General features: G+C 34.6%; 24 protein-coding genes and 4 tRNA genes. 3 read left to right on the top strand and 25 right to left on the bottom strand.

Annotated elements, in window-relative coordinates:
• Positions 1 to 133: 133 nt before the first annotated feature.
• The 17 genes from rpoB to ACFPTQ_RS06350 all read right to left on the bottom strand — a co-directional run bounded on the left by rpoB (position 134) and on the right by ACFPTQ_RS06350 (position 12,625).
• Positions 134 to 3,946: a DNA-directed RNA polymerase subunit beta gene (gene rpoB / locus ACFPTQ_RS06430; RefSeq protein ID WP_278035063.1), complete on the bottom strand. Its 3,813-nt coding sequence runs from the start codon at positions 3,944 to 3,946 to the stop codon at positions 134 to 136.
• A gap of 264 nt (positions 3,947 to 4,210) precedes the next feature.
• Positions 4,211 to 4,582, bottom strand: coding sequence for a 50S ribosomal protein L7/L12 (gene rplL / locus ACFPTQ_RS06425; RefSeq protein WP_066324984.1), 372 nt, complete (start codon positions 4,580 to 4,582; stop codon positions 4,211 to 4,213).
• An 87-nt stretch (positions 4,583 to 4,669) separates the two neighbouring features.
• Positions 4,670 to 5,167, bottom strand: coding sequence for a 50S ribosomal protein L10 (gene rplJ / locus ACFPTQ_RS06420; protein ID WP_278035062.1), 498 nt, complete (start codon positions 5,165 to 5,167; stop codon positions 4,670 to 4,672).
• Positions 5,168 to 5,189: 22 nt separating this feature from the next.
• On the bottom strand, positions 5,190 to 5,879 hold the full coding sequence (gene rplA, locus ACFPTQ_RS06415; protein ID WP_278035061.1) for a 50S ribosomal protein L1: 690 nt from the start codon (positions 5,877 to 5,879) through the stop codon (positions 5,190 to 5,192).
• Between the two features lie 13 nt (positions 5,880 to 5,892).
• On the bottom strand, positions 5,893 to 6,330 hold the full coding sequence (gene rplK / locus ACFPTQ_RS06410) for a 50S ribosomal protein L11 (RefSeq protein WP_066324992.1): 438 nt from the start codon (positions 6,328 to 6,330) through the stop codon (positions 5,893 to 5,895).
• Positions 6,331 to 6,396: 66 nt separating this feature from the next.
• Entirely contained in the window at positions 6,397 to 6,948 is a 552-nt protein-coding gene (gene nusG, locus ACFPTQ_RS06405) for a transcription termination/antitermination protein NusG (RefSeq protein ID WP_278035060.1), read from the bottom strand.
• Positions 6,949 to 6,957: 9 nt separating this feature from the next.
• Positions 6,958 to 7,155: a preprotein translocase subunit SecE gene (gene secE / locus ACFPTQ_RS06400; RefSeq protein ID WP_278035059.1), complete on the bottom strand. Its 198-nt coding sequence runs from the start codon at positions 7,153 to 7,155 to the stop codon at positions 6,958 to 6,960.
• 18 nt (positions 7,156 to 7,173) lie between these two features.
• Positions 7,174 to 7,244, bottom strand: a tRNA-Trp gene (locus tag ACFPTQ_RS06395).
• A 54-nt stretch (positions 7,245 to 7,298) separates the two neighbouring features.
• On the bottom strand, positions 7,299 to 8,486 hold the full coding sequence (gene tuf, locus ACFPTQ_RS06390) for an elongation factor Tu (protein ID WP_278035058.1): 1,188 nt from the start codon (positions 8,484 to 8,486) through the stop codon (positions 7,299 to 7,301).
• Positions 8,487 to 8,540: 54 nt separating this feature from the next.
• Positions 8,541 to 8,612, bottom strand: a tRNA-Thr gene (locus ACFPTQ_RS06385).
• Between the two features lie 50 nt (positions 8,613 to 8,662).
• A tRNA-Tyr gene (locus tag ACFPTQ_RS06380) sits at positions 8,663 to 8,743 on the bottom strand.
• Between the two features lie 28 nt (positions 8,744 to 8,771).
• Positions 8,772 to 8,845, bottom strand: a tRNA-Thr gene (locus ACFPTQ_RS06375).
• Between the two features lie 93 nt (positions 8,846 to 8,938).
• Positions 8,939 to 9,241, bottom strand: a complete 303-nt coding sequence (hpf, locus tag ACFPTQ_RS06370) for a ribosome hibernation-promoting factor, HPF/YfiA family (RefSeq protein WP_278035057.1) — start codon at positions 9,239 to 9,241, stop codon at positions 8,939 to 8,941.
• Between the two features lie 18 nt (positions 9,242 to 9,259).
• Positions 9,260 to 10,168 carry a tyrosine-type recombinase/integrase gene (locus tag ACFPTQ_RS06365; RefSeq protein WP_379775262.1) on the bottom strand — a complete coding sequence of 303 codons (909 nt, stop codon included), beginning with the start codon at positions 10,166 to 10,168 and terminating at the stop codon, positions 9,260 to 9,262.
• A gap of 74 nt (positions 10,169 to 10,242) precedes the next feature.
• Complete coding sequence (gene rpsU, locus ACFPTQ_RS06360; protein ID WP_026713289.1) at positions 10,243 to 10,437, bottom strand: 30S ribosomal protein S21; 195 nt, start codon at positions 10,435 to 10,437, stop codon at positions 10,243 to 10,245.
• Between the two features lie 147 nt (positions 10,438 to 10,584).
• Complete coding sequence (locus ACFPTQ_RS06355) at positions 10,585 to 11,727, bottom strand: acyl-CoA dehydrogenase family protein (protein WP_379775571.1); 1,143 nt, start codon at positions 11,725 to 11,727, stop codon at positions 10,585 to 10,587.
• 19 nt (positions 11,728 to 11,746) lie between these two features.
• Positions 11,747 to 12,625, bottom strand: coding sequence for a ComEA family DNA-binding protein (locus tag ACFPTQ_RS06350; protein WP_379775259.1), 879 nt, complete (start codon positions 12,623 to 12,625; stop codon positions 11,747 to 11,749).
• A gap of 146 nt (positions 12,626 to 12,771) precedes the next feature.
• Here ACFPTQ_RS06350 and ACFPTQ_RS06345 point away from each other — a divergent pair, with 146 nt between their 5' ends.
• A complete protein-coding gene (locus tag ACFPTQ_RS06345) occupies positions 12,772 to 14,253 on the top strand; it encodes an amino acid permease (RefSeq protein ID WP_379775256.1) in 1,482 nt (493 codons plus the stop codon).
• A gap of 58 nt (positions 14,254 to 14,311) precedes the next feature.
• Here the strand turns inward: ACFPTQ_RS06345 and ACFPTQ_RS06340 are convergent, their stop codons facing one another.
• The 4 genes from ACFPTQ_RS06340 to ACFPTQ_RS06325 form a co-directional block, all read right to left on the bottom strand.
• Positions 14,312 to 14,539: a PspC domain-containing protein gene (locus tag ACFPTQ_RS06340; protein WP_278035055.1), complete on the bottom strand. Its 228-nt coding sequence runs from the start codon at positions 14,537 to 14,539 to the stop codon at positions 14,312 to 14,314.
• A gap of 59 nt (positions 14,540 to 14,598) precedes the next feature.
• Positions 14,599 to 15,870, bottom strand: coding sequence for a DUF2851 family protein (locus ACFPTQ_RS06335; protein WP_379775568.1), 1,272 nt, complete (start codon positions 15,868 to 15,870; stop codon positions 14,599 to 14,601).
• A 72-nt stretch (positions 15,871 to 15,942) separates the two neighbouring features.
• On the bottom strand, positions 15,943 to 16,425 hold the full coding sequence (locus ACFPTQ_RS06330; protein WP_379775253.1) for a 3'-5' exonuclease: 483 nt from the start codon (positions 16,423 to 16,425) through the stop codon (positions 15,943 to 15,945).
• An 8-nt stretch (positions 16,426 to 16,433) separates the two neighbouring features.
• Complete coding sequence (locus ACFPTQ_RS06325; protein WP_379775251.1) at positions 16,434 to 18,347, bottom strand: putative porin; 1,914 nt, start codon at positions 18,345 to 18,347, stop codon at positions 16,434 to 16,436.
• A 215-nt stretch (positions 18,348 to 18,562) separates the two neighbouring features.
• On the opposite strand from ACFPTQ_RS06325, the gene ACFPTQ_RS06320 reads away from it, so the two are divergent.
• Positions 18,563 to 19,222: a ribonuclease HII gene (locus ACFPTQ_RS06320; RefSeq protein WP_379775248.1), complete on the top strand. Its 660-nt coding sequence runs from the start codon at positions 18,563 to 18,565 to the stop codon at positions 19,220 to 19,222.
• Positions 19,223 to 19,357: 135 nt separating this feature from the next.
• Here ACFPTQ_RS06320 and lipB read toward each other — a convergent pair whose 3' ends face one another.
• The 3 genes from lipB to ACFPTQ_RS06305 form a co-directional block, all read right to left on the bottom strand.
• Complete coding sequence (gene lipB / locus ACFPTQ_RS06315; protein WP_379775245.1) at positions 19,358 to 20,062, bottom strand: lipoyl(octanoyl) transferase LipB; 705 nt, start codon at positions 20,060 to 20,062, stop codon at positions 19,358 to 19,360.
• 137 nt (positions 20,063 to 20,199) lie between these two features.
• Positions 20,200 to 20,955 carry a hypothetical protein gene (locus tag ACFPTQ_RS06310; protein WP_379775243.1) on the bottom strand — a complete coding sequence of 252 codons (756 nt, stop codon included), beginning with the start codon at positions 20,953 to 20,955 and terminating at the stop codon, positions 20,200 to 20,202.
• Between the two features lie 29 nt (positions 20,956 to 20,984).
• Positions 20,985 to 21,506, bottom strand: coding sequence for a hypothetical protein (locus tag ACFPTQ_RS06305; protein WP_379775241.1), 522 nt, complete (start codon positions 21,504 to 21,506; stop codon positions 20,985 to 20,987).
• A 307-nt stretch (positions 21,507 to 21,813) separates the two neighbouring features.
• On the opposite strand from ACFPTQ_RS06305, the gene lysS reads away from it, so the two are divergent.
• Positions 21,814 to 23,514 carry a lysine--tRNA ligase gene (gene lysS / locus ACFPTQ_RS06300; protein WP_379775239.1) on the top strand — a complete coding sequence of 567 codons (1,701 nt, stop codon included), beginning with the start codon at positions 21,814 to 21,816 and terminating at the stop codon, positions 23,512 to 23,514.
• Between the two features lie 103 nt (positions 23,515 to 23,617).
• On the opposite strand, the gene ACFPTQ_RS06295 is transcribed toward lysS, so the two are convergent.
• The gene (locus ACFPTQ_RS06295; protein ID WP_379775236.1) at positions 23,618 to 24,643 is read right to left on the bottom strand and encodes a 2-hydroxyacid dehydrogenase; all 1,026 of its coding nucleotides are present in this window, start codon (positions 24,641 to 24,643) and stop codon (positions 23,618 to 23,620) included.
• Positions 24,644 to 24,774: the final 131 nt, after the last annotated feature.

Here is a 24,774-nt window from a genome sequence, read left to right as displayed (position 1 = left end):
ACCTCTTGGTTTATATAAAAAATCGGAACGGTTTACGGGTATAAATCCTCAAAAAACTGTAATTTTTAGTCCCAGTTTTCAATCTCAGTTTTCAGGATTAAACTGAAAACTGAAACTGTGACTGAAAACTAATTTATTCTTCTAATCTGATGTCTAATCCAAGACCTTTCAATTCATGCATCAATACATTGAATGATTCTGGTAATCCTGGTTCTGGCATTGTTTCACCTTTTACGATAGCCTCGTAAGTTTTAGCTCTACCAATTACGTCATCCGACTTAACTGTTAAGATTTCTCTAAGTGTACTAGAAGCACCATAAGCCTCAAGTGCCCAAACCTCCATCTCTCCAAAACGCTGACCTCCAAATTGAGCCTTACCTCCAAGTGGTTGTTGTGTAATCAACGAATATGGACCGATAGAACGTGCGTGCATCTTATCATCAACCATGTGTCCTAATTTCAACATATAGATAACCCCTACTGTTGCTGGTTGGTGGAAACGCTCTCCAGTACCTCCGTCATATAAATAGGTATGACCGAATCTTGGAATTCCAGCCTCATCAGTTAAAGCATTAATCTGATCTAAAGTAGCACCGTCAAAAATTGGAGTAGCATATTTTCTACCTAATTTTTGTCCAGCCCATCCAAGAACCGTTTCGTAAATCTGACCAATGTTCATACGTGAAGGTACCCCTAGTGGGTTCAACACGATATCAACTGGTGTACCGTCTTCTAAGAAAGGCATATCTTCATGACGAACGATACGAGCAACGATACCTTTGTTACCGTGACGTCCCGCCATCTTATCCCCTACTTTCAACTTACGTTTCTTAGCAATGTAAACTTTAGCTAATTTCAAGATTCCTGATGGCAATTCATCTCCAACAGTAATTGTAAATTTCTCTCTTCTTAATGCTCCTTGTAAATCGTTCAACTTAATTTTATAGTTATGAATCAAATCATTAACTAATTTATTAGTTGCATCATCAGCTACCCATTGACCTTTGCTTAAGTGAGCAAAATCTTCAACAGCGTAAAGCATTTTTTGAGTATATTTTTTACCTTTTGGTAAAACTTCTTCACCCAAATCGTTCATTACACCTTGCGATGTTTTTCCGTTTACGATTAAGAAAAGTTTCTCAATTAATCTATCTTTTAATTCTGTAAATTTAACTTCGAACTCCATTTCAAGCGCTCCTAAAGCATCTTTATCCTGAGTACGTTTACGTTTATCTTTTACAGCTCTTGCAAATAATTTTTTGTCTAAAACTACACCATGTAAAGATGGAGAAGCTTTCAACGAAGCATCCTTAACATCACCAGCTTTATCACCGAAGATCGCTCTTAAAAGTTTCTCTTCAGGAGTTGGATCAGATTCTCCTTTTGGTGTAATTTTTCCGATAAGAATATCACCAGGTTTTACCTCGGCTCCAATTCTAATCATACCGTTTTCATCTAAGTCTTTAGTAGCCTCTTCAGAAACGTTTGGAATATCATTCGTTAACTCTTCGTTACCTAATTTAGTATCTCTTACTTCTAATGAGTAATCGTCTACGTGGATAGATGTAAAGATATCATCACGAACAACTTTCTCAGAAATTACAATCGCATCCTCGAAGTTGTACCCTTTCCATGGCATGAACGCTACTTTTAAGTTTCTACCTAAAGCTAATTCTCCATTTTCAGTAGCATAACCTTCCGACAATACTTGTCCAGGAACCACTCTATCCCCTTTTCTTACGATAGGTTTCAAGTTGATACTTGTTCCTTGGTTCGTTTTTCTGAATTTAATTAAGTTATATGTTTTTTCATCTGGATCAAAACTTACCATTCTTTCTTCTTCAGAACGATCGTATTTGATAGTAATGATATTAGCATCAACATATTCTACAGTACCATGCCCTTCAGCATTAATTAATACTCTAGAGTCAGAAGCTACTTGACGCTCTAAACCAGTACCTACAATTGGAGCTTCAGGACGAATCAATGGAACGGCCTGACGCATCATGTTAGATCCCATCAACGCACGGTTCGCATCATCATGCTCCAAGAAAGGAATCAAAGATGCAGAAATCGAAGCGATTTGGTTAGGAGCAACGTCTGTATAGTGAACGCTAGAAGGATCAACAACTGGGAAATCTCCTTCTTCACGAGCAATTACGTTTTCAGCAGTAATTTTTCCAGAATCCTCCATCTCGATGTTTGCTTGCGCAATTAACATCCCTTCTTCTTCTTCAGCACTTAAGTAAGTTGGTTCAGAAACTAAATCAACTACTCCATTAGTTACTTTACGGTATGGAGTTTCAATGAATCCCATTCCGTTTACTTTAGCATAAACTCCAAGAGAAGAAATCAAACCAATATTTGGTCCCTCTGGCGTTTCAATTGGACATAAACGACCGTAGTGCGTATAGTGAACGTCACGAACCTCAAATCCAGCTCTCTCTCTCGAAAGTCCACCTGGTCCAAGTGCAGATAATCTTCTTTTGTGTGTAATCTCAGCTAATGGATTCGTTTGATCCATAAATTGAGATAACTGGTTAGTACCAAAGAAAGAGTTGATAACTGATGATAATGTTTTAGCATTAATCAAATCAATTGGTGTAAACACCTCGTTATCTCTAACGTTCATTCTCTCACGAATAGTTCTAGCCATACGTGCTAAACCAACACCGAATTGTTGAGACAATTGTTCACCAACTGTTCTTACACGACGGTTTGATAAGTGGTCAATATCATCGATATCTGCTTTCGCATTAATCAACTCAATTAAATACTTCACGATAGTAATGATATCTTCTTTGGTCAAAACTTGTTTGTCCATTGGGATATCAAGACTTAATTTTTTGTTCATTCTGTAACGACCTACTTCACCTAAGTTGTAACGTTGGTCAGAGAAGAATAATTTATCTATAATACCACGAGCAGTTTCTTCATCAGGCGGTTCTGCGTTACGCAATTGTCTGTAGATATGCTCAACAGCTTCTTTTTCAGAGTTTGTTGGATCTTTTTGTAACGTATTGTGGATGATAGCGTAATCCGCTTGATTAGCATCCTCTTTGTGTAACAAAATAGATTTTACGTTAGACTCGATGATCTCTTCAACATTATCTTTGTCGATAATAGTATCACGATCAAGGATGATCTCATTACGTTCGATAGAAACCACCTCACCAGTATCCTCATCTACGAAATCCTCATGCCATGTATTCAAAACACGTGCAGCAAGTTTTCTACCGATGTATTTTTTAAGTCCTGTTTTAGACACTTTAATTTCTTCAGCTAAGTCGAAGATTTCAAGGATATCCTTATCTCTTTCAAAACCAATAGCACGGAATAAAGTAGTTACAGGTAATTTTTTCTTTCTATCGATATACGCGTACATTACGCTGTTGATATCAGTAGAGAATTCTATCCAAGATCCTTTAAAAGGAATTACTCTGGCAGAATATAATTTTGTTCCATTAGCGTGGAATGATTGTCCGAAGAAAACACCTGGAGAACGGTGAAGTTGTGATACAACTACACGCTCAGCACCGTTAATAACAAAAGTTCCACTTGGAGTCATGTAAGGAATTGTACCAAGATAAACGTCTTGAACAATTGTTTCAAAATCCTCGTGTTCTGGGTCAGTACAGTATAGTTTTAACCTTGCTTTTAAAGGTACACTATGCGTCAAACCTCTTTCTATACATTCTTGAATTGTATAACGTGGCGGATCAACAAAATAATCCAGGAATTCCAATACAAAGTTATTTCTTGTATCAGTAATTGGGAAGTTTTCCATGAAGGTGTTGTATAACCCTTCATTGCCTCTTTCGTCTGATTTCGTTTCTAATTGAAAAAAATCTTGGAAAGACTTAACCTGAACATCCAAGAAATCTGGATACTGAGGTATGTTCTTTGTAGAGGCAAAATTCAATCTTTCAGTCTGATTTGTTATCATCAATGGACAAAATTTTGATTAAAAAAAAGTAATTTTTTGTGTAAAACACATTGTTTAATGGATACTTTCTTTTTTTAAAACCAACACATCTTTAAAAATAAACAAAGTATCAGTCTATTTTCTTTCTTCGTATTGATCAAAAACTTTTTCGTATTTTAAACTAATATCTATAATAAAATTTGAACTATTTCATTATACGAAAAATGGTTTAGGCATTGAGTGATTAACTCAAGACCTAAACCTAGTTTTTAAAACTGTTTTAACTTATTTAAGCTCAACTACAGCTCCAGCTTCTTCTAAAGATTTTTTAAGACCTTCAGCCTCTTCTTTAGAAACACCTTCTTTAACATTAGAAGGAGCACCGTCAACTACATCTTTAGCTTCTTTAAGACCTAAACCAGTTAATTCTTTTACTAATTTAACTACAGCTAATTTAGAAGCTCCAGCCTCTTTTAATACTACAGTGAATTCAGTTTGCTCTTCAACAGCTGCACCACCATCAGCACCACCAGCTACAACTACAGCAGCAGCTGCAGGCTCGATACCATACTCATCTTTTAATATTGTTGCTAATTCGTTAACTTCTTTAACTGTTAAGTTAACTAATTGTTCTGCGAATTGTTTCAAATCTGCCATTTTTTCTATCTTTTAAAATGATTTGTGAAATTATAATTTATTTATTGTGCGCAATTTTATATAAAACGGAGCGTTAACTCCATTTTATTATGCTTCTGTTTCTTCTCCAGCGAACTGGTTTTGAAGAGCAGAAATAATTCTTTGTGCAGGAGATTGAAGTAATCCAATGATTTCTCCAATAAGTTCTTCTTTAGATTTAATTGTAGCTAAAGCATCTAATTGCTCATCACCAATATAAATTTCAGAATTAATATAAGCTCCTTTTAAAATAGGTTTTGCTGCTTTTTTTCTGAAATCCTTAATAATTTTTCCAGGTGCATTAGCAACATCTGCAATAAGAATAGCGCTGTTACCAGTCAATACTGATGGTAAATCACCATAATCATTTTCAGAAGCTTCCATAGCTTTAGCAAGCAACGTATTCTTTACAACCTCTAATTTAACACCTGCTTTAAAACAAGCTCTTCTTAAGTTTGAAGTTGTTTCTGCATCAAGTCCAGAAATATCAGATACATAAATAATATTTGTACCAGCTAACTGTGCAGTTAAATTTTCAATCGCGATTGATTTTTCTTCTCTAGTCATACTAAAAATTTTTAACTACCAATTATACTGCTTTTGGGTCTAATGCAATAGCAGGACTCATTGTGCTTGTAAGGTGAATACCTTTAATATAGGTACCTTTAGCAGCAGTTGGCTTAAGTTTGATTAATGTTTGAATAATTTCGTGTGCGTTTTCAACGATTTGTTCAGCCCCGAAAGAAACTTTACCAATTCCTGCATGCACGATACCAGTTTTATCAACTTTAAAGTCAATTTTACCAGCTTTTACCTCAGCAACAGCTTTAGCAACATCCATAGTTACTGTACCTGTTTTAGGGTTAGGCATTAAACCTCTAGGTCCTAAAATACGACCTAATGGACCTAATTTACCCATAACAGCTGGCATAGTGATGATAACATCAACATCAGTCCAACCATCTTTAATTTTTTGTAAGTAATCATCAAGACCAACATAATCTGCACCAGCTTCTTTAGCTTCCGCTTCTTTATCTGGAGTAACTAATGCCAATACTTTTACATCTTTACCTGTTCCATGAGGCAATGTTACCACACCTCTAACCATTTGATTCGCTTTTCTTGGATCTACACCCAAACGTACTGCGATATCAACAGACTCATCAAATTTTGCAGAAGCAACTACTTTAATTAATGCAGCAGCATCTTTTAAAGAGTATAATTTGTTCTTTTCAATTTTTGAAGCAGCCTCTTTTTGCTTTTTTGTCAATTTTGCCATGTCTTTCTCTTAATTAAAAAGGAGCGTCTCCTGATACAGTTATACCCATAGATCTAGCTGTTCCAGCAACCATACTCATAGCTTTCTCAATTGTGAATGCATTTAAGTCTGGCATTTTGTCTTCAGCAATAGCTCTAATTTGTTCCCAAGTAACACTTGCTACTTTTTTACGATTAGGCTCACCTGAACCAGATTTTAGCTTTGCAGCTTCCAATAACTGAACTGCTGCAGGAGGAGTCTTAACAACAAAATCGAATGATTTGTCTTTATACACAGTGATTTGCACTGGGCATATTTTGCCAGGTTTATCTTGTGTTCTAGCATTAAATTGCTTACAGAACTCCATGATATTAACCCCAGCAGCTCCTAAAGCAGGTCCAACCGGTGGCGACGGATTCGCAGCACCTCCCTTAACTTGTAGTTTAACTACCTTACTAATTTCTTTAGCCATTTTTTAAAAAATTTAACACAACAACTTACGGAAGCAATTGAAGTGATTATTATAGTGTAACGAAAATTATACTTTTTCAACTTGCATAAAACTCAACTCTAATGGTGTTTTTCTTCCAAAAATCTTAACCATAACTTCAAGTTTACGCTTTTCTTCATTAATTTTTTCAACTGAACCATTGAAACCATTGAAAGGCCCATCGATAACCTTAACTGTTTCGCCCAAGCTGAATGGGATTGCTTTTGTGTCTGTATTCACAGCCAACTCATCAACCTTACCAAGCATTCTGTTAACTTCAGAAAGTCTTAAAGGAACAGGTTCCCCTCCTTTAGTCTCTCCTAAAAATCCAATAACACTTGTTACTGATTTAATAATATGAGGAATCTCCCCTATTAAATTAGCCTCTATCATAACATAGCCAGGGAAATACACTTTCTCCTTAACTAATTTCTTTCCGTCTTTTACTGATACTACTTTCTCTGTAGGAACAAGTACTTGAGACACATAATCAGACATCCCTAATCTAGCAATCTCTGTTTCAATATATGCCTTAACCTTATTTTCTTGCCCACTAACTGCACGAACAACGTACCATTTTTTAACATTATTATCTGCCATAATATAAAACTACGCTTTTAACCAGTTAAAAAATCCTTCCAATGCATTTGCAAAAAACTCATCCACTCCCCAAGTTGCTAAAGCAAATAGTACCGAAAAAACAGCCACAATAATTGTTAGACTTTGCACCTCAGCCCATTCTGGCCAAGTTACATTTGACTTCAATTCTTCAAATGCTTCTGATATGTAATTAACAATTTTTGCCATTATGATATATTTTTTTTGCACGGGCGGAGGGATTCGAACCCCCATCAACGGTTTTGGAGACCGCTATTCTACCCTTGAACTACGCCCGTAAAAATTCAGTGTCGTTATCAAAAACGACACTGAATACATTTATTAATTATAGATTACTCTACGATTTCAGTTACTTGACCAGCACCTACTGTTCTACCTCCTTCACGGATAGCAAAACGTAAACCTACGTTCATAGCGATTGGGCTTAATAACTCAACATTGATAGTTAAGTTGTCCCCTGGCATAACCATCTCTACTCCTTCTGGTAAAGTGATAACTCCTGTTACGTCAGTTGTACGTACGTAGAACTGTGGACGGTAGTTATTGTGGAATGGAGTGTGACGTCCACCTTCTTCTTTTTTCAAGATATAAACCTCAGCTTTGAATTTTTTGTGTGGTTTAACAGAACCTGGCTTAATAATAACCATACCACGTTTGATATCAGCTTTATCAATACCTCTTAATAATAAACCTACGTTATCTCCAGCTTCACCTCTATCAAGGATTTTACGGAACATCTCAACTCCAGTGATTGTAGAAGTTAATTTCTCAGCTCCCATACCAATGATTTCAACAGGATCTCCAGTGTTAGCAACTCCAGTTTCGATACGACCTGTAGCAACAGTTCCACGACCTGTAATTGTAAATACGTCCTCAACTGGCATCAAGAATGGTTTAGCAACATCACGCTCTGGCTCTTCGATCCAAGCATCAACAGCTTCCATTAATTCGATAATTTTAGGTACCCAGTTTGGATCATTGTTTAACCCTCCTAAAGCTGAACCTTGAATTACTGGACAGTTGTCACCATCATACTCATAGAAAGATAATAAATCTCTGATTTCCATCTCTACAAGCTCTAATAACTCAGCATCATCAACCATATCCACTTTGTTCATAAAAACAACGATACGTGGAATACCTACTTGACGTCCTAAAAGGATGTGCTCACGAGTTTGTGGCATTGGACCATCTGTAGCAGCAACTACTAAGATAGCACCGTCCATTTGAGCAGCTCCAGTAACCATGTTCTTAACGTAATCCGCGTGACCTGGACAGTCTACGTGAGCGTAGTGACGGTTAGCTGTTTCATACTCTACGTGAGATGTATTGATAGTAATACCTCTTTCTTTCTCTTCTGGAGCGTTGTCAATTTGATCAAAAGACTTAGCTTGACAGTATCCTGCATCAGATAATACTTTAGTGATCGCAGCAGTCAAAGTAGTCTTTCCGTGATCTACGTGTCCGATAGTACCAATATTCAAGTGCGGTTTCGAACGATTAAAACTTTCTTTTGCCATTTTACTTAATTTTTAATCTTAGTTATATATTAATTTCAATTTCCTACTTAATTGAGCCAATGACGGGATTTGAACCCGTGACCTCTTCCTTACCAAGGAAGCACTCTACCCCTGAGCTACACCGGCAGAGAGATCGACTTAAAACCTAAACGCAAGGTTTTAAATATCTTTATTTGTGGGAAGAGCAGGATTCGAACCTGCGAAGGTTACCCAACGGATTTACAGTCCGTCCTCGTTGGCCGCTTGAGTATCTTCCCAATCCTTTATTCCAATATTTCAAAAAAGAGCCGATAGAGGGACTCGAACCCACGACCTGCTGATTACAAATCAGCTGCTCTAGCCAGCTGAGCTACATCGGCATTTATCAATAAAAAAAAGCCCGTTATTTCTAACGGACTGCAAATGTATAGATTTTATCTCTCAATCAAAACATTTTTTGAAAAAAATTTAAATTATATATATGCTCTGATTTTTTCTTTCCTTTTTACCAGCAAACGTTCTAATGATTCAGCCGACAATTCCACAGCTTCTTCAAAGCTTTTACATTGTTTTTTCACTAAGAAGTCATCTCCCGGTACATTAATTTTAACCTCAACGATTTTATTTTCCTTCTCGCTCGTCTTTTCTACTTTTAAATAAACATCTGAAGAAACCACTCTGTCATAATACTTTTCTAATTTATCCATTCTTCCTTGAACAAAATCAACTAGCTTTCCGTCAACATTAAAGTTAACTGCATGAACATTTACCTTCATAATCATTTTTTTTAATGGTTAAACTTTAGAGTCATTATTCCCTCTTGGATGCGCTCCAACATATACTTTTTTTAATTCTAACAAACTATTATGAGTATAAACCTGAGTAGAAGCCAAACTTGAATGCCCTAACAACTCTTTCACTGAATTTAAATCAGCTCCGTTATTTAATAAATGAGTTGCAAACGTATGCCTTAACATATGCGGGCTTCTTTTTACCTTTTCGGAGACATTACTAAAATAAGAATTTATTAATCGATACACAAAAGATTCATTTAATTTTAACCCTTTTTTTGTTAAAAAAAAATATTCCGGATCCTTAACAAAGAACAAACCTTCTCTTTCCTTAAGATAAAAACGCATTTGATTCAAAACAATCTCCAAAACAGGAATAATACGTTCCTTATTTCTCTTCCCTAAAACCTTAATGCTCTTATTCGAAAAATCAACCGCATCTAGTCTTAAATTTATCAATTCTGACCGTCTAATCCCTGTCGAATAGAACAACTCAATCAACAACTTATCTCTCACCGCCTCAAAACCATCATTGAACTGAAAACCATCTAACACCATCTCTAATTCTTTCTCAGAAAAAGGAATCTGAACTTTTTTAGACACCTTTAAAGCACGATGTTTAAACAAAGGACTCACTTCAATATGTTTAATTTTCATTAAAAACTTATAAAAAGCTTTCAACGAAGCCACTTTTCGATTAACCGAAAGAGAAGACAACCCACTTTCTACCAAAAAAACCAACCAGGAACGAATTTGAGTATATTCAACTTTCACTATATCCTCCTGTTCAAAATTTACTTTATTGAAGTCTTGAAAATCAGAGACATCCTTAACATAGGCACCTACCGTGTGAGGAGAATATTTTTTCTCCTTTTGTAAATAATCCGCAAATGCTTCTAAATTTGTAGCCATAAAAAAAACCGTTAGCATCAAATTTATAAAAAATCTGACCACTAACGGTTATATTTGTTTCAAAAAGAAAACTACTAACTCTCTAAGCTGTCTTTCAAACTTTGGATGTAAGCCGCTTTTTGGAATTTCATTCTGTTTTTAACAGACGGTTTAATAAAAGCAGTTCTTGCTCTTAATTGACGAACTGTTCCAGTTTTATCAAATTTTCTTTTATAGCGCTTTAATGCTCTATCGATATTTTCTCCGTCTTTAATTGGTATAATTAACATAATTTTGACACCTCCTCTCGTTAAGGCTGCAAAAGTAAAAATTAATTACGAAATACAAAGGATATTTTATTTATTTTTTTTTGAAATTAGTTAGGATTGAAGGTCATGAGTTATGGGTTACACAACTAAACCCCTAACTTCTAACCCCTAACCTTTCAACAGATTTCTCGAAATAACCACTTTTTGAATTTCGGTAGTTCCCTCACCTATCGTACACAATTTGGCATCGCGATAAAACTTCTCCACAGGAAAGTCTTTAGTAAAACCATAACCTCCATGAATCTGAACCGCATCATTTGCAACTCTAACACATACTTCTGAAGCATACATCTTAGCCATGGCACCCGCTGTAGTTACTGGACGATGTTGTTCTTTCAAAAAAGCCGCTTTATGCAATAACAATTCTGAAGCTTCTATTTCTGTTGCCATATCTACCAATTTAAACGAAATACCCTGAAATTCAGAAATAGCTTTCCCGAACTGATGTCTTTCTTTAGAATATTTCAAAGCTGCCTCATAGGCTCCTTTGGCTAATCCTAAAGACAAGGCTCCAATAGAAATGCGACCGCCATCTAAAATTTTCATAGCCTGAATAAAACCTTCACCCACTTCACCTAATCTATTGGCATCCGGAATACGACAATTGTCAAAAACTAATTCAGCTGTTTCACTAGCACGCATTCCTAATTTATTCTCTTTTTTACCCGAAGTAAATCCAGGCATCCCTTTTTCAAATACAAAAGCAGTCATTCCACGAGAATCTCCTTTTTCTCCAGTACGAACAACTACCACAGCTATATCTCCAGAAATTGCATGGGTTATAAAATTCTTTGCGCCATTAACCACCCAGAAATCGCCATCTCTTTTAGCGGTTGTATTCATACCTGCCGCATCCGAACCAGTATTGTGTTCCGTTAAACCCCAAGCCCCAATATGTTCCCCAGAAGCTAATTTAGGAATCCATTTCTTTTTTTGTTCATCTGTACCAAAAGTCAAAATGTGATTAGTGCACAAAGAATTATGTGCTGCTACTGACAATCCTATGGACGGATCCACTTTTGACAACTCCTCTACAATAGTAATGTATTCATGATAACCTAATCCAGCTCCACCAAGTTCTTCAGGAACTAAAATCCCCATAAAACCCATCTCACCAAGCTTTTTAAACAAAGGAACAGGAAAAGTTTGAGCCTCATCCCATTCCATTATATATGGTCTTATATTTTTCTCTGCAAAATCCCTAATGGACTGAGCAATCATATTTTGTGTTTCACTCGAATCAAAATACATCATTGTGGTTTGTTTTTTTTTAGAACTCCAAATATAAGGCTATAATATTTGCATTATCAATAGACAATCCTTTAATTTTTGTTAAATCGGCAGAATTTTTAATATTCCCATTCATAGTTCTATAGATTACAATTTCTCTTGCGATTGCATATTTGAAATATGGAAATTGCATCAATTCTTTAACCGAAGCATCATTAATAGGTATTTTTTTAATAGCACTTACCGATCCTATTTTGAAATTAGTTCTCAAACGCTCAATAACTTCAGGAGACAACCCCCAAACATCTTTCATTTGCTCCATCGAGACAAAAGCACCTAGACTTTTTTTGAACTTTAAAATCCGAGAGGAAAGCCCTTCTCCAATACCATATACAGCCATTAAATCTTGCTGATTGGCTAGATTAATATCTTTTACGATTAGTTTTTCTTTAATTGAATTAGGATACGAAGTAGTTTTCGAAAAATAACTTTTTTTAGTTACCGAATTATTTTTTACCCAATTTGGGAATTTAAAGTAAGGTGCTATTTCAGCCAACAAAGAATCTGAAACTCCGGTTACTGTCTGAAATTCTTCAGCAGAATTGACATACTTATTTTGTTTTCTATATGCAAATAAGCGATCTACTTGTTCGACCGTCATCCCTAGCTTATAACCTTTATAATCTGAGATAAAATTAGGATTAAAAGGATACAACATTCCCTTTTGTCCTTTCTGTTCTTGTTCAAGTGTACGAATTTCCGATTCTAATGAAAGCCACTTTTGCCCTTCAATATCTAATTGCGTAGCATTTCCGAAATCAACAAAAAAACAAGCAAATTGAACAACAATAATAATGAGAAAAAAAATAAGAATTCCTCTTTGCTGTTCTTTAGAAAACTGATAATACATTTTGTTCATGACAAATGATTTAACCGAATTATTAGAATGACATGTTATAAAATTATAACTATTTTACCTAAATTCAATCCAATTTGATATAGATAATTATTGTTTTATCATAAAAAACTATACTTTTGATAAATAATAATCTAAAAACTGAACCTATGTCTATTTGGAAAAAGAAACCTTTAATTAAACTTTTAGCCGAAGCTGAAGATAACGAAAAAGGATTAAAAAGAACGCTTACTGCTTGGTCATTAATTGCACTTGGAATTGGAGCAATCATTGGAGCGGGCTTATTTGTAAGAACTGCCACTGCCGCAGCTCAAAGTGCTGGACCTTCGGTAACATTAGCATTCATAGTTGCAGCTATTGGTTGTGCTCTAGCGGGACTTTGCTATGCAGAACTTTCTTCATCTATCCCAATTTCAGGTAGTGCCTACACCTATACATACGCTACCATGGGAGAATTTCTGGCATGGATTATAGGTTGGGATTTAATTTTAGAATATGCTGTAGGAGCAGCAACAGTAGGAATTGCCTGGAGTGAATACCTCAATGATTTATTGGTCAATATATTGCACACTAGCCCAATTCCTTTTGAATACTCACATTCTCCTTTTCAAACTTCACCAGATGGCGTTCAGGGAATTATTAATTTACCTGCATTATTTATAGTAAGTATAATTAGCTTACTTTTAATTAAAGGGATCCAAGAATCAGCATTTGTAAACGGTTTAATTGTTATTGTAAAAGTTGCCATTGTAATCCTCATTATTGTTATTGGATGGAAATTCATCAACCCAGATAATCACACTCCTTATATCCCACAAAGTTCTGTTTTTACAGACGAACATGGTATAGATCATGCATTTGGAGGAATTATGGGAATCTTAGGTGCCGCTGGAACGGTTTTCTTTGCTTTCATTGGTTTTGATGCTGTAAGTACGGCTGCTCAAGAAACTAAAAACCCAAAAACAGCAATGCCTATCGGAATTTTAGGATCACTAGCTATTTGTACAGTTTTATATATTTTATTTGCACATGTTCTCACAGGAGTTGCTACGGTTGAAGATTTTAGAACAGGAGGAAAAGAAGCCTCTGTAGCTTTTGCCATTAACAAATATATGATAGGTTACGAATGGCTTGGAGAATTTGTAACCATAGCAATTCTTGCAGGGTTTTCTTCTGTAATTTTAGTGCTACTTCTAGGGCAATCAAGGGTTTTCTATGCTATGGGTAGAGACGGTTTATTACCTAAATTGTTTAGTGATGTTCACCCAAAATACAAAACTCCATACAAAGCTAATCTTGCAATCCTTTTAATTGTAGGTCTATTTGCTGCATTCATCCCAGGTGATATCGTAGGTGATATGACTAGTATTGGAACTTTATTTGCCTTTGCTTTAGTTTGTATTTCGGTAATTATTTTAAGAAAAAAAGAGCCAGATATGGTACGCGAATTTAAAACTCCTTTTGTACCTGTAGTACCTATTCTAGGAGCTTTAGTTTGTATGGCTATGATGTACGGCTTAGGTTGGACTAACTGGATTAGACTTTTTGCATGGATGGGAATTGGTGTCATTGTTTATTTTACTTATGGTAGAAAAAACAGTGTTCTAAATAATCCTGATAAATCTGAATAAAAAAAATAAACTTAAAAAAGAGAGCCATTTTAAAAAATTTTTAAAATGGCTCTCTTTTTTATAAGTCAAAAACAGAGGTTCGTTTTGAACGAATTAAATCCTTTAACCGAATCCAAAAAGCCAAGGTTAAATACACTCCAAACCCTAAACCAACCGTGACAAATGAAATGTAAATAAAAAAAAGTCGGACACTTGTTACTCGCATTCCAAGTTTATCAGCAAGACGTGAAGAAACCTGAAATCCGTACTTTTCGAAAAAAAATTTAAGTTTTACTATTGCTGACATTGGCATCCTTTTTAAAATCATCGACAAAATTACAAAATTATACCCATAGCTTAGGCAAATTAATGCTGCTTCAGCAATTCCATCCCTACAGCACAATGCAAGCATTTACCGTGCAAGCAATATTCATTTTTTAATTGCAACAAGGATTGTGTTTCAAATGAATTAGCCGCCTTAATTCCGAAAGTATGAAACTTGTCTATTATTGAATTTTTTTCGGGAGCAACATCAACTAATAAATCAATCAAATCATCGGTAATTTCTTTTCCAAGGCTTTTTGCATAAGCAAACTGTATTGGTACAATGGTATTAACCAACAACAAATCGACAAATGCTTTTGAAAGCTTCTTTGCTTTTCTGGGACTTTCTTTGTCAAACTGATAATGATTTTCCCAATAGAATGATGGACCTACCTGAAACAAATCGTATGCCTTATCGATAGTATCAATAGTGCTAATTTTAGAAAATAAATTTTGATGTAAGTGATACAAATTGGCCAATTGCGACAAGCGTATCGTAGGAAAATTATCTGGACGATGTTTAAAAAACTGCACTTGTCCCAGCAATTTAGATTCTAATTGGTATTTATGTAACAGAAAAAAATACCTAAACTGTATATCCTTAAAATAGTTATCTTCTTTTTCTGTTTCTAATAGATTAGCCTTGCCTAACAATAAAGCCTCAAGATTTTCTACCTCAAAACTTTCTTTTCTGATGACATCAAACGGAATGGATTGGGCTATTTTTAAAAAAATATCACCATTGGTATTTAAGCCAAAATTTTTAGCCAACATACGAAACAATACGGCTTCCCAATCATTATTGGTTTCCTCTAACAATTGATATATCGCTTTGGATTTTCGTTCCAAACGCTCAAAAAACAAACGTTCTTGCCAATTTTTAAAAAGAAATGTATCTAATTCTTGCAGTTGTTTTTCGCAAAAAATCCAAGATTTTGGAGCAACTAATCTTTGATAATTCATTAAAACAGCTTTATCAGTATAGTTCTTGAGCTCCAAGACAGGAATTTCAGAATTATCCTTTCTAAAAACGGCAGTATCATGTTCCCAAACAACATGTAAAATCACGTTTTCGTATGCTTCGTCTTTTTCATGATGATGCACATACCAATCGGAAGATTTTACATGGATTTCAACGTTTCCTGCCCATTTTTGTGACCCAATTGTGATTTGCGCATTAAAAAAATCAGGCCCAGCTTGCTGTAGATATTGCCCAGCTTGAAGAACTGAAATAGTTTCTCCATTAGTGGTTTTCAAATCAAGTGTATTCCACTTTTTATACTTCCATAAATAGTGTAAAAAATCTTCCTTCATAGCTAAAGACATAAATTCATTATACTAAAATAATGAAAAAACTTACGTATTTAAACTTTTGAAAAAAAAATCTTATTTCATCATGTACAACTGTGCACAGGCTCGTGCATCCGATAATGCTTCGTGATGATTTAACTCGATATTCATCAACTTGCAACAATCACTTAATTTAGTTGGTTTTACACCTTTGGCTTTATAAATTTTAACTGTACATTCCCAACGAGCAGCAATATTTAGGTGCGAATACTCTAAACCATAATAAGCCATTGACTTCAGCAAAACATTACGATCAAAACTTTCATTATGAGCCACTACTACTCTGTTTTGTAGTCTTTTTTGAATTTCAGGAAATACTTGAAGAAAATTTTTAGCTCTAGCAGTATCACTTGGATAAATTCCATGCACCTGAATAGTAAAAGGTGAATAAAGATTATTGGGAGGCTGAATCAAAGAAACAAATTCGTCTACCACTATTCCATTCTCTACCGTAACAATCCCCACTGAACAAGGATGAAATGAGGTAGCGGTTTCAAAATCAATCGCTGTAAAAGTCATACCTAAACCTAATTAAAGAAATTCCAAATCAAACCAAAACGAATGGCCATATCACGAAACGGATAAGAAGGCGAAGAATAGAAATTATTACCTGTATAAGCCGAATTAAAATGCTCTGCTTTTACATAAACTCTAGTTCTTTGAATTTTAGCATTAAAGAAAAAGTCAAAATTAGGATAGTTCCCAATTTGTTTTTGTTGTTGCACAAAAAATTCACCAATTACAGGATTGTACTCATTAGCATAGTACTTAGTAAAATAATTAAATGTTATCCCTGTTTGAACAAACAAAGCCCTTTGAAAGAAATAGTTACTAAAATAAAAAGTATTACGAACTACTAAATCGGGTACATTTAATACGGCTTGACTTTGATCTACTTTTTGATACAAAACGGTATTATTCAGCGCAAATTTTCCAAATGTTATTTCCTTACTCAATTTAAGGGATAAGTATTTAATTGTTCCACCAAATTGATTAGGTGAAATTAATTGTTGTGAATTATCAGCCGACTTATTTTCAAAATACACATGATCGGTTAAAGTCGCTATTTGCATAGAACCATCAAACCAAGGCGTTAATGCTTCTCCACTGATTATATTGATTTTTTCGTTTGCAAAATTATTCGACCAATTGTAATTTTCATATTCACTTTGGTACAAATTATAAATATCATTAGGCAATTTACTTATATTTTGATAACCAAAAACGAACTGAAAATCCTCATTAAGATTATAGTCTAATTTTGCTTCAATGTTAGATATTGTTTGTTTACTAATCGCTTTTGAAAGCAAAAATCTACCGTGCCATTTGTTTTTCCAATATTCATACTGACCTCCAACATTATTGATATTTCTTGACAAAACAGAAGGAATAACACCCTCATCCAAAATCAAAATTCTATTGTAATAAAAGTTGCTTCTAAAATCATCAATGAAAAATTGAAATTTACCTAAAGTAGTGTTTTCATAAACCAAGCCCGCTTTATTATACATTTTATTATAGTGGGTTTGATCAGACAAATTAGAGGTCACAATGGCATCACCAAATCGATAAACATTACGAGTTCCTACACTAGAAAGCAAAGTAGGCTGATTGTATCTGTAAAATTTGTTTTCAAAATTAAATTGGTGTGTGACATACAAATTATTGGCAGCAGCAGTAGGATTCACACGAAAAATATGATCCACAAAAAAACGTTTGGCTCTTAAAAAAGATTCCGCATCCGTTAAATAGACTTGCAAACGCTGTCTGTTTTTAAATTTAGCATCTTCGCTTTCAAAATCATTATTAGTTGTAATCCCTCCATTTTCTTCATTCAAAACATCTTGAGAGGTAAAATGGGATTTGATAAGATAGCGTTTACTCGTAGTATTATAACTCATCATAAACCTGAAACTCCCTGTACTTGCCAATTCATTTATATATTTTCCCTCAGAACGTAATCCTTTATAAGCAATAGACAAATTCAAATTAGGAGATAAATTGACAGCAAAGAAAGAATCTACAGAATGACCTCTTGCCAAAATAGATTTAAAATACAATTCGGTTACAGGTGTTGCAACAGAGGCATATCGAATTTGATTCGCTTCTAAAAAATTAAAATGCTTGGCCTTAAATCCCATTTCAGGAAAAGGAGTATGCTGCGTTAAACTATATTGCAGTGTATTATATGCTTGTCCTTCGTTAGGAAAGGCTAGCAAACCAAAAAGATCTCTTCGAAGGTAATTATGACTATACTCTCTTTCTACCGTGAGAGCAGTATCTAAATAAGTTGTATCCCTTTCTAAGGTAATGAATCGATACATATCAATGGTAGCCACTTTACCAGTATCTTTTTCTTTAGCATTTGGTCCTCCTTTTAATCGGTCAGCAAAACTTCTCTTAGGCTCCTCACCTCTTGTATTGTTTTGAGAAAACAACATTATTGGCACAATTAAAAAGTATAGTAAAAAGAGAATTCTCATTCGGGATAGCTATATAATTTGGGTTTATTTCAAAACTAATATTTGAGACAAAGGTAAAGGATAAAACCGTATAAAAAAACAACTTAATTAGTACTAAATGATAAGTAAACGTTAGAATACAGCGCTATTATCTTAAAAATTTTATAATCTTTGCCGTTCAAACACCAATAGATATGCTTTCCTCTAACTATTCTACATTTATTCTTGAAGCGGGAACCGATGAAGCCGGTCGTGGTTGCTTGGCTGGTCCTGTAACCGCTGCGGCGATAATTCTTCCATCAGACTTCCATAATTCAATATTAAATGACAGTAAACAATTATCTGAAAAAGTTAGAGAAAAATTACGTCCCATAATAGAAGAACAAGCCGTAAGTTTTGCTGTTACTCATCTATTTCCAAATGAAATTGATGAAATCAACATCCTAAATGCTTCAATGAAAGGCATGCAAGAATCGGTTTTACAATTAAATCCAACTCCCGAATTTATTATTGTGGATGGTAACCGCTCTTTGAATGCCAAATTAGGATTAAAAAACGCTTGTGGAAAACAATTTTCTCCTGATGAAATTCAACTTTTAAAGTCAATTCCAAATCAAAGTATCATCAAAGGAGATTCTAAATATTTGAGCATTGCTGCCGCTTCTGTTTTGGCCAAAACCTACCGTGATGAATATATGGACAAAATTCACGAAGAATTTCCAATGTACAACTGGAAAAAAAATAAAGGCTACCCAACAACAGAACATCGTGAAGCGATCAAAAAATATGGGGTAACTAAGTACCACCGAATGAGTTTTAGATTATTGCCGGAGCAACTAACCTTAGATTTGTGATTGTTGATTAACGATTTTTGATTGCAGATTTACTACTGCTTACTAAAATTATACCGCAAAGTTCAGAAGGTTTTCGCAAAGAAATTAAGAAAAATCAGTGATAATCTGTTGCATCCGTGACATCCGTGTACCAAATTAAACAGTGACAAATTCCGCTTCAAACAATTGAATAAAATGCTTCAAAATTTTAGCTTTTACTTCTTCCTCATCTACTTTTTCAACACCCAGTTCTACGTTTAAAGTAGTCACCGCTTTTCCGCGAATACCACAAGGAATGATATTGTCAAAATAACCCAAATCGGCATTGACGTTCAAAGCAAATCCGTGCATGGTCACCCAACGCGAAGCACGAACTCCCATCGCACATATTTTTCGAGCAAATGGTGTTCCCACACCTAACCAAACTCCGGTTTCCCCTTCACTTCTACCGCAATCCAAACCATATTCCTGTAAAGTCAAGATAATGGTTTCTTCCAGCAAACGTAAATATTTATGAATATCAGTAAAGAAATTTTCTAAATCTAAAATAGGATAACCTACTATTTGCCCCGGGCCGTGATAGGTAATATCGCCACCACGATTGATTTTGTAAAAGGTAGCACCTTTGGCTTCTAATTGTTTTTCTGACAACAATAAATTTTCAAAATCACCACTTTTTCCAAGCGTATATACATGAGGATGTTCTACAAAAAGAAAATAATTAGGCGTAGGCGTATTGGATTCTTCTCTTCGGTTTTGAATTTTAAGATCTACAATTCCTTTGAATAATTCCTCTTGAAATTCCCAAGTCGATTTATAATCTCTTTTTCCTAAGTCCTGAAGTTGGATTTTTTTGTTCATCGTATTACTTTGAGGCGCAAAAATACGATTAATTATTTTGATTTGCCACGAAGTCACAAAGACACACAAAAAGATATTTCACCACAATTTTCACAAATTAGCACAAATGAATCTGTGCCAATTTGTGAAATTGGTGTTTATTCAAAAACCACATCTAGGTTCAACTTTTCCGGGTTTTCAGTATATTCCGTAAAAGGATATTCTACCGTAATTGTTTTGCGGTCTGCACTGAATAGCGCATCCGGATTAGAAACTGATTTTACCGCTTTTGGGAAATGGTATTTCAAAGTATATTTGGAAGAAGCAAAAATCATCTTAGCCATTCCGGTTGAATCAGAGGCGAATGTATTTAAAGCGTTTTTATCAACAATTGCTTTTCGGCTAAAGTTTTTTCCATTATAACTAAAACTCAATTTAGAATTATCCATTCCAAGTCCGCTTAACATAGCAGTGCTTTTATCTGATTTTCCTTTTAAATCCTTCAGCGCCGACATACTTTCCATCAAACCACCCAAATCATTTACTTTTTTAAAAGGCGTATTCATTGAGAATAATAATTGTTGAGCTTCCGGATTCAATTTGATTCTCATCACAAAGTTTTCCAATTTCTTTAAAGCTTCTTGTTGTTCCGGAGCTAACTTAGCAATACTATCTTTCTTCGCTGCAAATATTTCTTTGAACGAAAAAGTAGAATCGATTGCCTTAGCGTTATTTTTCATTCCTAATTCATTTCCTAATTTATCTCCTGCCATTGCCAGCAAACCCGCCCCATCCATTTCTAAGGAATAATTCCCAGAACCATCAGGATGAACATCGATATTTTCCGTGAAGTTGCAGCTTGTAAGTGTTACTATTAAATATGAAACACACAGTATTTTGTATAATCTAATCATTTTTTTTTCAATTTATATTTATTTATAATCTAAAATGACATCACAAATCCATAATTCATTTGCCTATCATAATCAACTTTTAAACTAAAATTTATCTTATCATTTTGTTTTTCATTAAAAGTATTGACAAACTCATAATAATCTTTATTTTTAGGACTAATTATATATCCGATAATTGCTCCAGCAAGAGCAACCCCAAGACCTTTAAATAGATTTGTCTTATTATAAGTTTCTCCCTCTTCAGTAGTCATTACCTCATTTATCATAATTCCTGCCCCGGTTCCAAATCCTCCGTAAGTAAAAATTTTTGATGTTATTTTTTTATTCGAAATTTTTTTAATCTGTTCTTTCAAATCACCTTTTAATTCATCAGACATTTCCGTTTCTTCTACAAATTGTTTTAACCCACGAGGATTCGCATCATAATATTTATTATGATATTTCAATCTTTCGGGTTCGCTTTTACCTCCTCCAAAATAAAAATAATGAAACTGTGAAAATGTATAATTTGAAAAAAGCAGTACCAACAATACAATCATTTTCTTTAGCATACGAAATTTATTTAATGTGACTTTTAATTTGAATTCAACTCTATTAAAGCAAATTTAAAACTTTTTCTTACTTAACAAATATCTTTATTTATAACCCACCTTGATTAAAAAAAACAAAATCTTTGTCGAATAGCCCCGATAGTAGTGGAAATCCTATTGTGCCACTGTTTGGCACAATAGATTGCAACGAACAGCGGGACAAAACGTCCTTAAAACTCGGGGATTTTCTGCTCCTAAAAATTCTGAAATCTGCTTTCTGTAATCTGTATTCTTTTGTTATCTTTGCGGTCTTAAAAATCAGACTATAATGGCATTATCAGAACAAGAAATCATCCGAAGAGAAAAACTGCAATCTTTACGCAACTTAGGAATCAACCCTTATCCTGCGAATCTTTTTCCTGTAAATCATACTTCAAAGCAAATTAAGGACAATTTTGAAGAAGGAAAACGTGTGATTGTTGCTGGTCGTTTGATGAGTGTGAGAGATCAAGGAAAGGCTTGTTTTGCTGAATTACAAGATAGCGAAGGTCGTATTCAATTGTACGTGAACCGCGATGTTTTGTGTCCTGAAGAAGATAAAACCTTATACAACCAAGTTTTCAAAAAATTGACTGACTTAGGTGACTTTATTGGTATTGAAGGCGAATTATTTACGACTCAAGTAGGCGCAAAATGTATTCGTGTTGACGGATTTACGTTTTTAAGTAAAACATTGCGTCCGTTGCCATTACCAAAAGTAGATGAAGAAGGTAATGTTTATGATGCCTTTACTGATGCTGAATTGCGTTACCGTATGCGATATGTGGATTTAACGGTTAACCCCGCTGTAAAAGAAACGTTTATCAAAAGAACAAAATTGTTCAGTGCGATGCGTGAATACTTTAACAATGCTGGATATCTAGAGGTTGACACCCCAGTACTTCAATCGATTCCTGGTGGTGCTTCTGCAAGACCATTTATTACACATCACAATTCGCTTGACATTCCGCTTTATATGCGTATTGCAAACGAATTATATTTAAAACGATTAATTGTTGGTGGATTTGAAGGTGTTTATGAATTTTCAAGAAACTTCCGTAACGAAGGAATGGACAGAACCCATAATCCTGAATTTACCGCAATGGAAATATATGTAGCCTATAAAGACTACAACTGGATGATGGATTTTGCTGAAGGTTTGTTAGAACACTGTGCCATTGCAGTAAATGGTACAAGTGAAGTGACTTTTGGTGAGCACAAAATAAGTTTCAAAGCGCCATTTGCCCGCGTAACGATGACTGACTCAATTAAACATTTTACTGGTTTTGACATTTCTGGAAAAACTGAACAAGAATTGTTTGAAGCAGCCAAAGGAATGGGAATCGAGGTTGATGAAACAATGGGTAAAGGAAAATTAATCGATGAGATTTTTGGAGCAAAATGCGAAGGAAATTACATCCAACCAACATTCATTACTGATTATCCAAAAGAAATGTCGCCACTTTGTAAAGAGCACCGCGATAATCCTGAATTGACGGAGCGTTTTGAATTGATGGTTTGTGGTAAAGAAATTGCCAATGCTTATTCGGAATTGAATGACCCAATTGACCAAAGAGAGCGTTTTGAAGAACAAATGCGTTTATCCGAAAAAGGAGATGACGAAGCAAACGGAATTATCGATGAAGATTTCTTAAGAGCACTAGAATACGGTATGCCTCCAACTTCTGGAATGGGAATTGGAATGGATCGTTTAATTATGTATTTAACAAATAATGCTTCTATCCAAGAAGTATTATTGTTCCCGCAAATGCGTCCTGAGAAAAAAATCTCAGTAGAATTGACCGATGAAGAAAAATTCATCGTTGATTTATTGAAAAAAAGTGAAAATAAAATGGATCTTCAGCAACTAAAAATGAATGCCAATCTAAGCGGTAAAAAATGGGATGCTGCCATGAAAGGTTTAGCAAAACATGGTTTGACTAAAGTAGCTGTTGAAGGCGAAAGTAAAGTGGTGGAATTCGTAGGATAGTTTTTTTAAATTCCAATTGAAAAAATCCAAATTCCAAACTGGATAACATAATATTTAAACCCGACAGATTTCAAAAAACTGTCGGGTTTATTTTTTTAAATACTTACACCAACAAAGCCGCCTTATTATCAATTTTCTTTTTAGCTAATAAAGCCTCAATATTACTCAAAGTAGTAATCGCAATTTGTGACAAGGCCTCATTCGTAAAAAATGCCTGATGGGCTGTTACTAATACATTTGGAAAGCTCATCAAACGCTGGATTTGATCATCTTCAATAATATCTTCGGAGTGATCTTTGAAAAACAACTTATCTTCCTGTTCGTAAACATCAATCCCTAAATAACCTACTTTTCCTCTTTTCAGGGCATGAATCACATCCAAAGTTTGAATTAAGGCACCTCGACTTGTATTAATCAGCATGACATTATCTTGCATTAACGAAAGTGATTTTTCATTGATGATGTATTTCGTGGTATCATTCAAAGGACAATGCAAGGAGATAATCGCTGACTCCTTAAAAAGGGTTTCTAAAGTCACATAATTCACGCCTAAATCGACCAACTCTTCGTTGGGAACCAAATCAAAAGCCAATACTTTACAACCAAAACCTTTTACAATTTTAGCAAAAGCTTTTCCGATATTTCCAGTTCCTATAATTCCAACTATTTTACCATGCAAATCAAAACCTAACAATCCGTTTAGGGAAAAATTTTGTTCGCGCACCCGATTGTACGCTTTATGTGTTTTTCGGTTTAAAGTGAGAATCATCGCCATAGCATGTTCAGCAACTGCTTCTGGTGAATAAGCTGGAACTCGACACACTTTTAAATTGTATTTTTTAGCCGCTACCAAATCTACATTATTGAAACCGGCACATCGCAAAGCGATAACTTTTACCTTTTTTCCAACCAATTGCTCAATAACCGATTGATTTACGATATCATTTACAAAAACACAAACTACATCGGTAGTTGCAATTAATTTAACCGTATGTTCATTTAACTGACTTTCAAAAAAATCCAAATCGTATCCAAAATCCGAATTGTATTTTTCAAAAAAAGATTTATCGTAAGCCTGAGTGGAGAAAAAAGCAACTTTAGGAATCTGTGTTAATTCATCTTGTTTCATACTAATTCTTTTTAGTTTGTAAGGCAAGTTAGGGAATATTCAAAAAAAGAAACCTGACAAATGTCTTATTCTCTTAAAAAAATTCCTTCATGTATGCGCTATTTTTTTGAGAAAAACTACCTAATTCAATT

The organism is Flavobacterium sp. GCM10022190, assembly GCF_042656445.1.
GTDB lineage: Bacteria > Bacteroidota > Bacteroidia > Flavobacteriales > Flavobacteriaceae > Flavobacterium > Flavobacterium nitratireducens.
This window is presented reverse-complemented; position numbering and strand designations above follow the sequence as displayed.

Excerpts from the sequence above, each read along its gene's own strand:
- rpoB (WP_278035063.1), bottom strand. The coding sequence starts at position 3,946 with ATGATAACAAATCAGACTGAAAGATTGAATTTTGCCTCTACAAAGAAC.
- rplL (WP_066324984.1), bottom strand. The coding sequence starts at position 4,582 with ATGGCAGATTTGAAACAATTCGCAGAACAATTAGTTAACTTAACAGTT.
- rplJ (WP_278035062.1), bottom strand. The coding sequence starts at position 5,167 with ATGACTAGAGAAGAAAAATCAATCGCGATTGAAAATTTAACTGCACAG.
- rplA (WP_278035061.1), bottom strand. The coding sequence starts at position 5,879 with ATGGCAAAATTGACAAAAAAGCAAAAAGAGGCTGCTTCAAAAATTGAA.
- rplK (WP_066324992.1), bottom strand. The coding sequence starts at position 6,330 with ATGGCTAAAGAAATTAGTAAGGTAGTTAAACTACAAGTTAAGGGAGGT.
- nusG (WP_278035060.1), bottom strand. The coding sequence starts at position 6,948 with ATGGCAGATAATAATGTTAAAAAATGGTACGTTGTTCGTGCAGTTAGT.
- secE (WP_278035059.1), bottom strand. The coding sequence starts at position 7,155 with ATGGCAAAAATTGTTAATTACATATCAGAAGCATTTGAAGAATTGAAG.
- tuf (WP_278035058.1), bottom strand. The coding sequence starts at position 8,486 with ATGGCAAAAGAAAGTTTTAATCGTTCGAAACCGCACTTGAATATTGGT.
- hpf (WP_278035057.1), bottom strand. The coding sequence starts at position 9,241 with ATGAAGGTAAATGTTCATGCAGTTAACTTTAATGTTGACGGAAAGCTA.
- ACFPTQ_RS06365 (WP_379775262.1), bottom strand. The coding sequence starts at position 10,168 with ATGGCTACAAATTTAGAAGCATTTGCGGATTATTTACAAAAGGAGAAA.
- rpsU (WP_026713289.1), bottom strand. The coding sequence starts at position 10,437 with ATGTTAATTATACCAATTAAAGACGGAGAAAATATCGATAGAGCATTA.
- ACFPTQ_RS06355 (WP_379775571.1), bottom strand. The coding sequence starts at position 11,727 with ATGTATTTTGATTCGAGTGAAACACAAAATATGATTGCTCAGTCCATT.
- ACFPTQ_RS06350 (WP_379775259.1), bottom strand. The coding sequence starts at position 12,625 with ATGAACAAAATGTATTATCAGTTTTCTAAAGAACAGCAAAGAGGAATT.
- ACFPTQ_RS06345 (WP_379775256.1), top strand. The coding sequence starts at position 12,772 with ATGTCTATTTGGAAAAAGAAACCTTTAATTAAACTTTTAGCCGAAGCT.
- ACFPTQ_RS06340 (WP_278035055.1), bottom strand. The coding sequence starts at position 14,539 with ATGTCAGCAATAGTAAAACTTAAATTTTTTTTCGAAAAGTACGGATTT.
- ACFPTQ_RS06335 (WP_379775568.1), bottom strand. The coding sequence starts at position 15,870 with ATGAAGGAAGATTTTTTACACTATTTATGGAAGTATAAAAAGTGGAAT.
- ACFPTQ_RS06330 (WP_379775253.1), bottom strand. The coding sequence starts at position 16,425 with ATGACTTTTACAGCGATTGATTTTGAAACCGCTACCTCATTTCATCCT.
- ACFPTQ_RS06325 (WP_379775251.1), bottom strand. The coding sequence starts at position 18,347 with ATGTTGTTTTCTCAAAACAATACAAGAGGTGAGGAGCCTAAGAGAAGT.
- ACFPTQ_RS06320 (WP_379775248.1), top strand. The coding sequence starts at position 18,563 with ATGCTTTCCTCTAACTATTCTACATTTATTCTTGAAGCGGGAACCGAT.
- lipB (WP_379775245.1), bottom strand. The coding sequence starts at position 20,062 with ATGAACAAAAAAATCCAACTTCAGGACTTAGGAAAAAGAGATTATAAA.
- ACFPTQ_RS06310 (WP_379775243.1), bottom strand. The coding sequence starts at position 20,955 with ATGATTAGATTATACAAAATACTGTGTGTTTCATATTTAATAGTAACA.
- ACFPTQ_RS06305 (WP_379775241.1), bottom strand. The coding sequence starts at position 21,506 with ATGCTAAAGAAAATGATTGTATTGTTGGTACTGCTTTTTTCAAATTAT.
- lysS (WP_379775239.1), top strand. The coding sequence starts at position 21,814 with ATGGCATTATCAGAACAAGAAATCATCCGAAGAGAAAAACTGCAATCT.
- ACFPTQ_RS06295 (WP_379775236.1), bottom strand. The coding sequence starts at position 24,643 with ATGAAACAAGATGAATTAACACAGATTCCTAAAGTTGCTTTTTTCTCC.